The organism is Parachlamydia sp., from assembly GCF_050255895.1.
Taxonomy (GTDB): domain Bacteria; phylum Chlamydiota; class Chlamydiia; order Chlamydiales; family Parachlamydiaceae; genus Parachlamydia; species Parachlamydia acanthamoebae.
Window position 1 is genome coordinate 1 of sequence record NZ_JBFWIR010000083.1, and the last position, 13,693, is coordinate 13,693.

General features: G+C 38.1%; 11 protein-coding genes and 2 pseudogenes. 12 read left to right on the forward strand and 1 reads right to left on the reverse strand.

The window, feature by feature from the left end; genetic code table 11:
* Positions 1–266, forward strand: a pseudogene (locus tag AB7E63_RS12050) (transposase); the annotation flags it as partial.
* A 214-nt stretch (positions 267–480) separates the two neighbouring features.
* Here AB7E63_RS12050 and AB7E63_RS12055 read toward each other — a convergent pair.
* A pseudogene (locus AB7E63_RS12055) lies at positions 481–1,241 on the reverse strand (IS5 family transposase).
* 246 nt (positions 1,242–1,487) lie between these two features.
* On the opposite strand from AB7E63_RS12055, the gene AB7E63_RS12060 reads away from it, so the two are divergent.
* The 11 genes from AB7E63_RS12060 to AB7E63_RS12110 all read left to right on the forward strand — a co-directional run bounded on the left by AB7E63_RS12060 (position 1,488) and on the right by AB7E63_RS12110 (position 13,668).
* Complete coding sequence (locus AB7E63_RS12060; RefSeq protein ID WP_241208973.1) at positions 1,488–1,952, forward strand: hypothetical protein; 465 nt, start codon at positions 1,488–1,490, stop codon at positions 1,950–1,952.
* Positions 1,953–2,121: 169 nt separating this feature from the next.
* Positions 2,122–4,065 (forward strand): asparagine synthase (glutamine-hydrolyzing), encoded by a 1,944-nt coding sequence (gene asnB / locus AB7E63_RS12065; RefSeq protein WP_006340632.1) that lies wholly within the window; start codon positions 2,122–2,124, stop codon positions 4,063–4,065.
* Between the two features lie 38 nt (positions 4,066–4,103).
* The gene (locus AB7E63_RS12070; protein WP_006340633.1) at positions 4,104–5,051 is read left to right on the forward strand and encodes an NAD-dependent epimerase/dehydratase family protein; all 948 of its coding nucleotides are present in this window, start codon (positions 4,104–4,106) and stop codon (positions 5,049–5,051) included.
* Positions 5,048–6,103 carry an NAD-dependent epimerase/dehydratase family protein gene (locus AB7E63_RS12075; RefSeq protein WP_006340634.1) on the forward strand — a complete coding sequence of 352 codons (1,056 nt, stop codon included), beginning with the start codon at positions 5,048–5,050 and terminating at the stop codon, positions 6,101–6,103. The genes AB7E63_RS12070 and AB7E63_RS12075 overlap by 4 nt, the downstream gene beginning before the upstream one ends.
* 6 nt (positions 6,104–6,109) lie before the next feature.
* A complete protein-coding gene (locus AB7E63_RS12080) occupies positions 6,110–7,144 on the forward strand; it encodes a hemolysin family protein (RefSeq protein WP_006340635.1) in 1,035 nt (344 codons plus the stop codon).
* 84 nt (positions 7,145–7,228) lie between these two features.
* A complete protein-coding gene (locus AB7E63_RS12085; RefSeq protein WP_006340636.1) occupies positions 7,229–8,167 on the forward strand; it encodes a DMT family transporter in 939 nt (312 codons plus the stop codon).
* Between the two features lie 289 nt (positions 8,168–8,456).
* Entirely contained in the window at positions 8,457–9,512 is a 1,056-nt protein-coding gene (locus AB7E63_RS12090; protein ID WP_006340637.1) for a tetratricopeptide repeat protein, read from the forward strand.
* A gap of 155 nt (positions 9,513–9,667) precedes the next feature.
* Positions 9,668–10,900 carry a DUF4864 domain-containing protein gene (locus tag AB7E63_RS12095; RefSeq protein ID WP_006340638.1) on the forward strand — a complete coding sequence of 411 codons (1,233 nt, stop codon included), beginning with the start codon at positions 9,668–9,670 and terminating at the stop codon, positions 10,898–10,900.
* Between the two features lie 65 nt (positions 10,901–10,965).
* The gene (locus tag AB7E63_RS12100; protein ID WP_006340639.1) at positions 10,966–12,204 is read left to right on the forward strand and encodes a CCA tRNA nucleotidyltransferase; all 1,239 of its coding nucleotides are present in this window, start codon (positions 10,966–10,968) and stop codon (positions 12,202–12,204) included.
* On the forward strand, positions 12,201–12,956 hold the full coding sequence (locus tag AB7E63_RS12105; protein WP_428419583.1) for a TrmH family RNA methyltransferase: 756 nt from the start codon (positions 12,201–12,203) through the stop codon (positions 12,954–12,956). The genes AB7E63_RS12100 and AB7E63_RS12105 overlap by 4 nt, the downstream gene beginning before the upstream one ends.
* Positions 12,957–12,963: 7 nt before the next feature.
* Positions 12,964–13,668 (forward strand): hypothetical protein, encoded by a 705-nt coding sequence (locus AB7E63_RS12110; protein WP_428419584.1) that lies wholly within the window; start codon positions 12,964–12,966, stop codon positions 13,666–13,668.
* Positions 13,669–13,693 lie beyond the last annotated feature (25 nt).

Genomic DNA, 13,693 nt, shown 5'->3' on the forward strand with positions numbered 1-13,693 from the left:
TTATCATGATCCATGATGGGCACCGAGAAAGCAAGCTGTCTTGGAAAGAAGTTTTGCAAAATTTAAAACATCGAGGTCTCAAAGAAGGACCAAAGCTTGCGATTGGAGATGGAGCACTTGGCTTTTGAGCGGCTTTAAATGAAGAGTTTTCAGCAACAAAGCAGCAAAGGTGTTGGGTGCATAAAACGGCTAATATTTTAGATAAAATGCCAAAAAGGGTTCAAAAGTATGCCAAAGAGATCATTCACGAAATTTATATGGCTCCAAGAATCATGATCGAACTTGATTGAATAGTTTGATCTAACATTGTACGGCTCCTTTGAAAAGGAACCAAGATCAATTATCATCTCTTCATTTATCAAGTAAAATCTTCATGCGTTAGCCCTGTTTGTAACGACTGTTTTCATAACCTGAAATTTTGTAGTAGATATCACATTTAGGAAATTTAGATCTGAGAGAGTGTCTTCAAATTTGAACCATTCATAGAATTACTCGTAAGGTCGTTTTCAACATTCCAAGATATATCATGCTTTCGCTAGTTCTAGGACGATATTCATAGTCTTTGCTCAGTCTCCGCTGTTTACCCAACCTTACAAAAGTCCGCTCTACTACCCATCTTCTTGGCAATATTTTGAAACCTTTATCGCTTCTTTTGACAACCCTCAACTCGACATCTCATATTTGGTATCAAGAACTTGCCTGTATACCCTCCATCTGCCCATATAATCTGCACACGGCTTAATACCGATTTCGCTTTTTCAATGACATCCAGCAAACCTTCTCGATCTAGATTTGCAGCCGTTACGAATACTCCAAGCACTAACCCTTGAGTATCAACCAGTAAGTGCCTTTTTCTACCCTTGACTTTCTTTCCCCCGTCGTATCCTTTGAAGCCCCCTTTTCTGTTGTCTTAACTGACTGGCTATCAACTATTTCTGCGGATGAGTCTGGAGTTCTTCCCTTCTTTATCCGTGCAAGTTTTACCAACTGTCTATTCAAATCCTCGAACACACCTTGTTGGCTCCACCTTAAAACAGTGTGTATACGGATTTCCAATGAGGAAAATCGTGGGGTAGATGCCTCCATTGGCAACCAGTCCTTAATAGATACAAAATTGCGTTGAGAATCTCTCTGTTCGAGTGTTTTGGCTTTCGCCCATGGTTTGATTTCCTCTTTGGAAGTAATGGCTCTACAATTGCCCATTCATCATCTGTAAAATCATCTGGATACGCTTTTCTCATGACAGTGTCCCTCAAATAAAAAAAGAGACGGAATATACATCAAAATTCAATTTTGAAGACACTCTCTGAATCATCACTTTTTAAATTCACAAACATATTATATTTAGTTGTTTAAAGAAGTGTACTTACGCAATAGTTTTCAGAAACTATTAAAAGGTTTTATTTTTACCTATGCAACTTATTTAAATAGTTACTTTTCACTTATTGTTTTTTTTGTATAATTAAAAATAAATGCAGTGGGAGAAAATGATGAATACATTGGCTTCACATATTAATGCGTATATTCAAAAAGCAGAAGTTTATGAAAAAGAGATCATTGCAGATGAAAATCATCTAAATAATCTTCTGATTCAAATTTTTAAGGACATTGAATCCTTAAAATCAAGCCAAGCTAACAAGAAAGAACTATACAGCCTCCTCAACATTGCTATCTCAAAACTAAGCGCGGAAGATATGCAAAAACATAAACAGCAATTGTTTACGCAAATTGTGGCTGCCTTTAATTTAGACCCAGCAAAAATAAAAAAAATGGATGACTTAAAGGACATCGTCGAAACCATTGATAAACACTCCTCGACTTCAACCTCTGCACTAGGCGTTCAACAACCTCACCTTATTGCAGCCCAACCTTTTCCTTCTTATCACTCCGAATCCACAAAATCTCAGCCTGGTGTTGCACAACCTCATCCTCAGCCTGCTTCAACAGAATGACAGCCACGAAGAAAAAACCCTGCAAAATCGTAACGGAATACCATTTAAATCCCCCTTTATTATTTATCTTTCTTCTTGTAAAGTATCCTTCTTCGCTCAATTAGTTGTTAATTGTCTTTGAGTTGATGCTTAAATTGGGCTTTAACTGTATTACAAGAGGGGAAATTCCATGTGTGGAATTGCAGGAATTCACCAAATTAAGCAAAACACCTATCCTCATCTTCATGCCCATCTTGATGTCATGAATCGCTTGCAAAAGCATCGAGGACCCGATGGTGAAGGCATTTGGAAACACCCCAACCGTTTTATTGGATTTGCGCATCGCCGGCTCAACATTATCGATATTGAAATGGGCTTGCAGCCGATGCAGGATTGTTATGGAAACACGATATGCTATAATGGTGAAATCTATAATTATCTTGAACTTAGGGCAGAGCTGAAAGATTATCCATTTAAAACCCATTCTGATACAGAAACTATTCTTGCTGCTTATCAAAAATGGGGAAAAGAGTGTGTCAACCATTTACGCGGAATGTTTGCCTTTGCCATTTGGGATGAGACCAATCAAAGACTATTTTGCGCACGCGACCGCTTTGGAATAAAACCCTTCTATTTTACTGAGATAAATCACACCTTATATTTTGCTTCGGAGGCAAAAGCTCTCCTCCCTTTTCTCCCTTCCATTGAGACCAATTTAGAAGCCTTGCAAGATTATTTGGTTTTTCAGTTTTCTCTAGGGACTAAAACGCTCTTTAAGAATATCCAAGAACTTCCCCCTGCTTATTCTTTGACGGTTGAAAAGGGGAAACATGTCTTTTCAAAGTATTGGGAAGTGTATTACGATCTAGATTTTGATCACACATCCCGATATTTTGAAGAAAAATTAAAAGATTTGATCGAAGACTCTGTCAAGCTTCATGGCAGAAGCGATGTTCCGGTTGGGGTATACATTAGCGGAGGCATCGACTCGGGGATTATTTCGGCTGTGACCGCACAATGCTCTCAAATTGGTCTGAAAGGGTTTAATGGGAAATTTGATCTGGGATCTGAGTATGACGAAAGCGAATACGCCCGTTTACTCGCCAAAGAAAACAACATTGAACTGCACGAAGTCAATATCACGAGTGAAGACTTTTTACAGACGATCCACCAGATTATTTATCATCTAGATTATCCCATTGCTGGACCGGGTTCTTTTCCTCAATACCATGTCGCTAAGTTAGCTTCTCAACATTGTAAGGTGGTATTAGGGGGGCAAGGAGGCGATGAAATCTTTGGTGGTTATGCCCGTTATCTAATTGCCTATTTTGAGCAATGTATCAAGGCCGCAATTAACGGAACGATGGATAATGGAAATTTTATCGTCACTTATGAATCGATTATCCCTAATCTCGCTTCGTTGAAAAATTATAAACCTCTCCTACAAGAATTTTGGAGAGAGGGTCTTTTTGAGGATATTGATAGCCGCTATTTTAGACTTATCAACCGAGCACCTTCATTGCAAGACGAAATTCGATGGGAGTGTTTTGGCCCATATTCTCCATTTAAAGAATTTCAAAATGTTTTTCATGGAAAAAATGTCACAAAAGAATCTTATTTTGATTCCATGACGCATTTTGATTTTAAAACGCTTCTACGAGCTTTGCTCCACGTGGAAGATCGGATGAGTATGGCACATGGCATTGAGTCCCGTGTCCCTTTTCTTGACCATCCTTTGATTGAATTTGCTGCCACAATGCCTTCGAACATCAAATTTAAAGATGGCACACTGAAGAAAGTCTTAATTAATACGATGCAACATGTTCTTCCTCAAGGAATTCTTAATCGCAAAGATAAAATGGGCTTCCCTGTTCCTCTTAATCATTGGCTAAAAAATGATTTAAAAGATTTTGCACACGACATTTTCTCTAGCCAATCTTTGCAAAGTCGCCCTTATTTTAATTCCACAAGTATCTTAAAAAATCTGGGTTCCGAATCTAAATTTGGAAGGAAAATTTGGGGATTACTTTCTCTCGAGCTTTGGCATAGGCTTTATCACGATAGAGCGCCCGAATTTAGAAAAATGGTTCGAGATGCGGAAGAAAGAATACCATTTACTACACTGTCAGTATAAACTTAATTTAATGCTTTTTAAGAAAGGAAAAGCCACACATGAAAGTTCTCATCACAGGTGGTGCTGGATTTATTGGATCCCACCTAGCAGATTACTTACTGCAAAACGGTCATCAGGTTGCTGTTATCGATAATTACCAAACGGGTCGTCGAGACAATTTACAGCCACACCCCCACTTACAAGTTTTTGAAGGCACAATTGCGGATAAACACTTCGTTGATTCGATCTTTGAAATGTTCTCTCCCGATAAAGTGGTTCATGCAGCTGCAGCTTACAAAGATCCAGATAATTGGGAAGAGGATGCTCAAACAAACGTCTTAGGAACCATTTATGTGACTCAAGCGGCCAAAAAAGCGGGTGTCGATCGTTTGATTTATTTTCAAACAGCCCTATGCTATGGTTTAAAACCTTCCGAGCAACCGATTACGCTCGATCATCCGATTTCATCATGCGGAAGCAGCTACGCGATTAGCAAAACGGCAGGAGAGCATTATATCGAGCTCTCAGGGCTTAACTTTATTTCGTTTCGTTTAGCGAATGCTTACGGCCCACGCAATCTAAGTGGACCTTTGCCTACTTTTTTTCACCGCTTAACCACCCAAAAAGCTTGTTTTGTGATGAATACACGACGAGATTTTATTTACATCGATGATCTTGTTCAAGTGGTTGTAAAAGCTCTGAATGGAGAAGGAAAAAAAGGTTATTATCATATCTCCAGTGGATCCGATTACTCGATTAAAGAACTGTTTGACGAAACGGTTAAAGCACTTGACATCACACTCGACCAAGAAGTGGAAGTCAGAGAACGAAATCCAGATGATGTCTTCACAATCTTGATCGATCCAACTAAAACAAACCAGGATTTCAGCTGGAAAGTCTCAACACCGCTGAGTCAAGGCGTCAAAGCTGCGATTGAATGGTATAAGGTCCATGGGATCACACAAACCTTTACCCATCTACGTTTAGAAGAGAAGAGTCATACATGAAAACCATTGATCAGGCATTTAATCATCAAAAAGTTCTCATTGTAGGGGGAGCCGGATTCGTGGGCAGTAATCTCGTCCATGAAATTCTCTCAACGTCTCCACACGCAAGTGTCCATATTGTTGATAATTTGCTATCTGCAGAAAAATTGAATATCCCTACAGATCCACGTGTCAGTTTCACGGAAGGATCGATTGCAGATGATCGTGTTTTAGACCAGTTGCAAGATGAATATGCCTTTATTTTTCATCTTGCAACCTATCATGGCAATCAAAGTTCGATTCATGATCCTCTAGCGGATCACCAAAACAACACGCTTACGACTTTAAAGCTCTTTGAAAAAATCAAAAGCTTTACGTCCTTAAAAAAAGTGGTTTATTCTGCGGCAGGATGTGCGATTGCAGAGAAAACGTTCGATGAAGCCCATGCTTCAAAAGAAATTGATACCGTGAGTCTGGATATGGATAGTCCTTATTCCATTTCCAAAATCATTGGAGAATTCTATTCCAAGTATTATGTCAAACAACATGGAAGCCCGATCGTCAGAGCACGTTTTCAAAATGTTTATGGTCCACGTGAAATTTTAGGAGCGGGTCAATGGCGTGGAACTCCTGCGACAGTTTGGCGCAATGTGATTCCCACGTTTATTTATCGCTCTTTAAAACAAGAGGCTCTTCCTCTAGAAAATGGAGGAAATGCATCTCGTGATTTCATCTATGTCAAAGACATTGCACGTGGACTCATGCATTGTGCTCTTTATGGAACAGCTGGAGACGTGTACAATTTGGCAAGCGGCAATGAGATCACCATTTCCACCTTGGCTGAAACAATTAATAAACTCACTGGCAATCCAACACCTACCCAAAATTTACCTAAAAGATCTTGGGATAATTCGGGGAAAAGATTTGGATGTCCCGAGAAATCATTCCTCCAATTGGGTTTTAAAACGAAAACAACTTTTGAAGAAGGCATTGCCTTGACCTTGCAATGGACAAAAGAGCATTTAGCTTTAATCGAAACAACAATGGCCAAACACACCAATAAAATGAGCTAAATTCTTATGTTGGAATTGTTGTTTATTGGAATATGTTTATTTATTAATGCCCTACTAGCAGGATCGGAAGCGGCTTTTATCGCCGTGAGTAAATCCTCTTTAAAAGCTTTGATTAGGCAAGGTAACGAGAAAGCAAAATTACTGCTAGAGATGCGCGAAAACCCGGAACGCACACTTTCAGTGATGCAAATAGGGATTTCTTTTGTGGGTGCTTTTGCCGCGGCGATCGGTGGTGCAGGAGCTGGGGAGAAGATCGCTCCTTGGCTCGTTCATCATTTTGGATTAAAGGAAACTTCCGCAGAGCTTCTTTCTATTTTATTAGTTGTCCTTCCCCTTACTTTTGCCAGCGTTGTGCTTGGCGAGCTTGTCCCTAAAACATTGGCTCTCCGGCGCTCCCTCTCTTTCTCCTTTGTTGCAGCCCCTTGGATAAATTTTGCAAGCCGCATCCTCTATCCCACCGTGATTCTTTTGGAGTGGACCACCAAACAAATCATTGCTCTTTTCCCTAAAAAACATACAGCTCCGGAAGATCAGGAAATTTCTTCTTTAGATTTGGAAAATCTAATATCTCCTCTTAATAAGCAATATATGGTTAATCTTGTTAAAATTGAAAAAACCAGTGTGGCTGAAATTATGGTTAAATGGGATAGCGTTGTTTCGGTTAATATCGCAGATCCCATCGAGAATGTGGCTATAACGGTAATTTCTTCTGGACATACACGTCTTCCTATACTAAAAGATGAAGAAGTGATCGGGATCTTAAATTCGAAAGAATTTTTCGCATTCCAAAAATCAGGGAACTCTAATTGGCCATCCTTAGCAAGACCGATTGTGGCGATGCAGGAAAGTGTGCCTATTTTAACAGCACTACGTATTTTGCAAGAAAAACACACCCATATGGGCATCATTTATCTTGGAACCGCAAAAAAGGGAATTGTCACAATGGAAGCCATTTTTGAAGAAATTATTGGTGATATCTACGATGAAGATGATGATGGGGCGATTCAGAAAATCCTCAGTTCAAGGCGACATTTTAAATAGAAACGATTTTAATTTATTTCTTTCGCAATTTAGATTATACTTTTGTTTTATCTTTATTATGCCTCCTAGGAAGTTAGGTTAAATATGTACTTAGTCATTCTCCTTTATGCTCTATTCGCTAGTGTCTTCACTATTTCCAAGACTGGCTTGCAATATGCTCAACCTTTTTTCTTTGTGGGCACACGCATGCTATGTGCTGGGATTTTAATGTTAGCCTATCAGTTTTTCCGGGCACGTGACCAATTTACCATTTCTAAAAAAGATCTTTTTCTATTTGTCGGGCTAGGCTTTTTTAGTATCTATCTAACAAATATTTTGGAATTTTGGGGGCTTAAATACTTAACCACTTTTAAAACCTGTTTTATTTATAGCCTTTCCCCTTTCGTATCCGCTCTTTTATCCTATCTTCTATTTTCAGAAGTAATGACTGGGAAAAAGTGGTTAGGACTTCTTATTGGATTTTCAGGATTTATTCCGATTCTTTTAACGACCACCCAAGAAGAAGAATTAACCGGTCACTTTTTTATTCTGTCTTGGGCAGAAATTGCGGTGATCATCGCGGCTATATCGAGTGTTTATGGCTGGATTCTACTCAAACAACTCGTTGCTGACCGCGGCTATTCCCCCATGATGGCGAATGGTGTAAGCATGCTGATTGGAGGTTCATTCGCCCTTATTCATTCATGGGGCGTCGAAAGCTGGAGTCCTGCTCCTTATAACGAATTCTTCCCCTTCGTTGAATGTGCGATTTTGCTAATCATTGTTTCAAATCTGATTTGTTACAATTTATATGGGTTTTTACTGCGCAAATATTCTCCCACTTTTATGTCCTTTGCTGGTTTTACCACACCTTTCTTTACGGCCTTATTTGGCTGGTTTTACTTGGGAGAGACCGTTTCATTACCTTTCTTTATCTCGGCCGGCATTGTTTTAATCGGACTTTTTGTGTTCTATTTGGAAGAACTCAAAAAACCCATTGTTGTACAAACTCCGGAACCTTCAGCTGAACTTATTAATGGCTAAATGCAATTTTTTTCACGCTGTTGTTTGCTAAATTTCAGTTTTTCATTTTATTTATTATAAAATGTATTTAGTTTTACAAAACCACACTTCCTTATCATTAGTTAACGAATAAAAACTAAATACAGAAAAACAGCTTAAATAAATTGAATATTTTTACTTAAACGTTTAATTAAAATAATACATTTGGTCTCCCAAAAGTTCTTAAAGTAAGTAGAAATCTCTTGTATAAATTTCGAAACAACACTATAACCCTGATATATATCGGTATTGAGCGATCAGGGATTACGCCATGGCATCTCCAAAAGTTGAAAGTGATGGTTTCTTTCAGCTAGATCACATTTTTTTTAATGAACAAATTAACAAAGTGATCAGTTTTGTAGAACCGCAAATTGAAAAAATAATTAAAGGGCATATTTTATTTCATGCACTTTTTTTATTTACGATATTTATTGAAATATCACTTTTAATTTCTTTTTTTGCATTTTTAATTAACTCTTCATTTTTAGCTTTTAGTTTAGCTTTTATTTTTCTCACCGTTTTTACTTATTTTATTTTGACTCTCTACTTTCAAACAAAAAAACGAGAGCAACTAACTGATGTTAAGGAACGTTACTTAAAAGCATGTAAAAATTTATTTAGCTATAAAGAAGGCGTTCCTGAGCATCATGTATCCCTCGCCAACGCTTGCTGCAAATTTGCAGCACACCTAGATGGAAAAGAATATACTTTTTATCGCCCTCCCGCCTTTTTGAATTCTCTTACATCTTCTTTTGAAAAGCTAAGCTGCCAATTGCATTGGGAAGACATTCATCGAACGAAAGAGTTACTTCTGAATACATCCGTAGAAGAATATTTACGTTTAGTTCGTTTTGAACCCACCAATTTAGAAGTTCACGCAGCTCTTGCAAATGCCTATGTGATGCTATCAGGTCTTTATGCCCAATCCCCTGAAACAGAGGGTACAGCTGAAGATCGATGGATTCCTCCTCAAAGAAATAGTGAAGCTTTTGCTCTTCAATTCCGTAAAACTGCTGAAAGAGCCATTGAAGAATTTAAAATTTTGAACGACTATGCTCCTAATGATCCTTGGATTCACGCCCAGCTGGCTTATAGCTACCATGATTTAAGGATGCCTGAGGAAGAAATCCGAGAATATGAAGCCATTTTAAAGCTCTGCCCACACGATCTCGATACCCTATTTAAATTAGGGGCGCTTTACTTTCAGCAAGGCGCCAATGCTCAAGGTTTGCGTATCTACGAAGAATTAAAAAAAGCCAATTACAAAAAAGCTGATTATTTAATTGAACATTATGGTTCCTACCATAAAAGCCTTGGCTCATTCTAAAAAAACAACAAAAAATATTTGATTTTTTTATCTTTCATTCCCATTGTCAAGTTTAAAGACAGGTCACCAATAAGGGCTCTTCCTTTTTCCGGTGGTGTTCTAGATTTTATCGCTATCTAGCTACTTTTTAACTTTTATCAAAGGGTTAAACAATTATGTTTTGTACAAACTGTGGAGCTCCCTTATCGGACAATAGCCAATTTTGCCCTTCTTGCGGTAAAAAGGCTAATCCACAAGAGCCTGGTCAGATACCATCACCACCTTCGCCTCCGTTACAAAAAAAATTTCGCTGGAAAAAATGGCTCTCTATTTTTGCCATCCTCGCTCTTCTTTTTTTCATATTCGTTTACATTGCATCTAAGGAATTAACAGAGACAGTAGAAAAACAACTGGAAGCCTTAAGAGCTAATAAAATTACGGAAGCCTATTATAGCTATACATCTAAAGAGTTCCAAAATACCACAAGTCTAGACAAATTCAGGGAATTCATTCAGCATCAACCAGCTTTTCATGAAAATAAAACGATTAACTTCTATGAGTCTACTTTTCAAGATAATATTTTAACACTCAAAGGCATATTGATTTCTAAAGACAATCAAAAGTTAAATATAGAATACAAGCTTATTGACGAAGACGGTTTTTGGAAAATCTTAAGCATCGAGCTCATTGACCCTCACATTTCTAATTCGAGCTCTGAACAACAAAATCAACTCCAAATGCTCGTAAAAAACCAATTAGCCTATTTAAAAGCTGAGGATTCACATAGCGCTTATACCAAAACAATATCCAAACAATTCCAAAAAGAAACGCCTTTTGATGAATTTGAAAAATTTGTTTCAACCTACCCTTTTGTATTTAATTATGAACATATCGATTTTAAAGATTTTGTTAGTTCAGAAGAGCGTCCACAGATAGTTGTTATCCTCCACACCCCTTCAGGAAAATACCCGATTGAATATGAGCTTGAAAAAGAACATGGACAGTGGAAGGTCTGGAGTATGCGTTTTTATCTGACTTCAGATAAAAATTCTCCTTTGAATAATCCCGCTAAAAGCTTGCAAATTGTTGTGGATAAACAATTGTCGGCGATTTCAAAAGGCAAGTTAAAAGAAGCTTACCAACTCACTTCCAAAGAATTTCAAATCAACACTCCTTTACCTTTATTTGAAAAATATATCAAAGAATTCCCCCTCTTAAGCCAATATGAATCGATCAAATATGGTCAATCAGTCATTGAACGTGAAATTGGTGTCATAGAAGTTGAATTACACCAACTCAATAAGAGTATGACAATTGACTATGCTTTAAAAAAAGAACTTGGAAATTGGAAAATTTGGGGAATGCAAATCAATCAAACGGTTCAGAAAGGCGAATTGGTTACGTATTAAGATATTTTCTCTTGTTGTGCATCCTCACATCCAGTACAATAGCGCTAAAACTCGGTTAAAGCCGCATGGATGAAGCACAATTACACGCTACGGAAATCGTCAAAAAACTTGTCAAAGCAGGATATATTGCCTATTTTGCCGGAGGCTGGGTCCGCGATTATCTCATGGGCCACCCGTCCTCTGATATCGATATTGCAACCAATGCCCCGCCAGAGAAAATTTTAGATCTATTCCCTCACACTTTACTCGTTGGTCTTGCCTTTGGGGTCGTCATCGTTCTCATCGAAGGACATCAATATGAAATTTCCACATTTCGTCAAGATTTTGATTATCTCGATGGACGTAAACCCTCAAAAATTCAATTATCAACACCTCAAGAAGATGCTAAAAGACGTGACTTCACCATCAACGGGATGTTCTATGATCCAATCGAGGATACCATTTTTGATTTTGTACGCGGAGCCGTAGACTTAGATCTTGGTATCATTCGCACAATAGGCAACCCTCAAGAACGTTTTTTAGAAGACCGCTTGAGAATGGTACGCGCGATCCGCTTCGCCTCCCGTTTTGGTTTTATCATTGATACTGATACGCAAGAAGCCATCATTGAAAATGCATCAACTCTTTTTCCATCGGTCGCGATGGAAAGAATCTGGCAAGAATTCTGCAAAATGAGTAATTACCCTTCTTTCGACCACGCTTTAATCGAACTCCATCGGTTGCAACTCTTAGCTGAAATTTTTCCAACCCTTGCAAATACACATTTAAATGCTATCAAACACCGCGTCAAAAGCTTTCATTTGTATCCTCACGAAACCCCAACAATCCTCTATCTCGCACAGCTGTTTCCTGATCTTTCTTTGACAACCCTTTTAGATATTTTTAAAGAACTGAAAACAAGCAAACGGGATTGCCATTATGTCGAAGTTTATCGAAAAGGTCAAAATTTGATGAATAGTGCCAATGCGGGTGACAACTGGGTCGAATGGACCCATTATTATGCTCTGCCAGAAGCACAAATTTGTCTTGATATCATGATAGCCAATGCCGCAACAGAGGAAGAGCGAACAGATTTAGCAAACTTCCATAAAAACCTGAGAAAAAAACTAGCCAAACATATTGAACGAATCCAACACAAAAATCCCCTCATTTCTTCCGCTTTTTTGATGGATCAAGGGATTCTTCCTAGTAAACAAATGGGCCTTCTTTTAAAAGAAGCTGAGAAGATCGTAATTTTAAATAATCTCGAAAATGCACAAGATGCCTTGTCGAGTCTTAAACAATCCCCCTTATGGCCATTATGATGACTAATATCCGATCACTTTCTAGTTTACAAAATCCTCTTGTTAAGCATTTAGTAAAAATTCGTCAAAATAGCGATTACAGACAAGAGCATCAAAGTGTCGTTTTAGAAGGGAGCACGGTCATTGCCGAAGTGGCTAAAACACATCCCATCAAAAGGCTTTTGACAGTAGACTTATGCTTAATCCCTTCTGAAATTTCTGCTGAGGAAATCCTTCAGGTTGATCAAGCCATTTTGGATAAAATATCGGGCATGCAACATTCTCCAGGAGTCTTGGCTGAAGTCAAAATGCCTTCCCCCTCACCTTTGAAAAACATCCGCTCTCTACTCGTTCTCAATCAGATCAATGATCCTGGAAATTTGGGCACACTCATTAGAAGCGCTTTAGCTTTTGGGTGGGAAGGCATATTTATTGTGAATCAAAGTTGCGATATTTTTAATGAAAAAGCCATCCGCTCAGCTCGCGGAGCAACGTTTCGCCTTCCCTATCGAAAAGGGGATTTACAAGAGCTTGAAGAGATTCTCACTCACAATAAATTAACAACTTGGGTAGCCGATGTTTCAGGTACTCCGATGCAAGACATCACACCCCCTGAAAAAGTCGCTTTAGTACTTAGTAACGAAGCTCGAGGGGTCTCTTCTTCCACCCATCCTTTATTTTCTCAACATGTGACAATTCCGATGTCTGGAAAAATGGAATCTTTGAATGTGGCTGTAGCAGGAGCAATTTTACTCCATTATTTAAAAAAATAACCCACCTATGTTTTTAGCATATGACTCGCGTCAGTTGGAATTAATCCGGACTCATTTAAAAGATATCGAGGATTGGAAAACAATTGAGTTACATGACAAATACATTTCCTTAGATGCCTCCCATACAAGCAAAAGTGTATCTTTGCTCAAAGTGAAGTTAATCTGTAAACATGTTTTTGGCTATATTCAAGCGCAATTAAATCTACTGAAGCCTGGTCTTGAAATTTCTTTAAAGCAGGATATTGAATGGATTCAAAACGATCATCTTTTAAGCATTATTGAAACTAAACTTTTAAAGAAATTCCGTAAAAAAACACACCCTCAATTTTTTTTTGAAAAACAACTTCTTCAATGCTTTTTCCTAAGAGATCAGATTCAAATTCACTGCATTCTATCTCTCGCCAATAGTCGCCCCCTTCTCGAGGATGAAATCAACGATTTACATCTATGCTTGAAGCACCTTGCACTCGATAATCGGTACATCCCTCTTGTCAATGAATGGCTTTATAAAATCTTGCTGAAGAATCATTCTCTTGGAATGAAACTCTGTATTCGCTTGTTTGAAGCTTATCCACATCTATTATTTAAAGAAAATGGAGGAGGGATTGCATTTTTCAACTATTCCATTCAAACACACGATGACTCATTCTTTTGCTTTCTGATTGCCCATCATTCAACTTTAATATATACTCTTCTACATCTCATATTTTAAAAAAAATAAAAATCATATTAAAAAA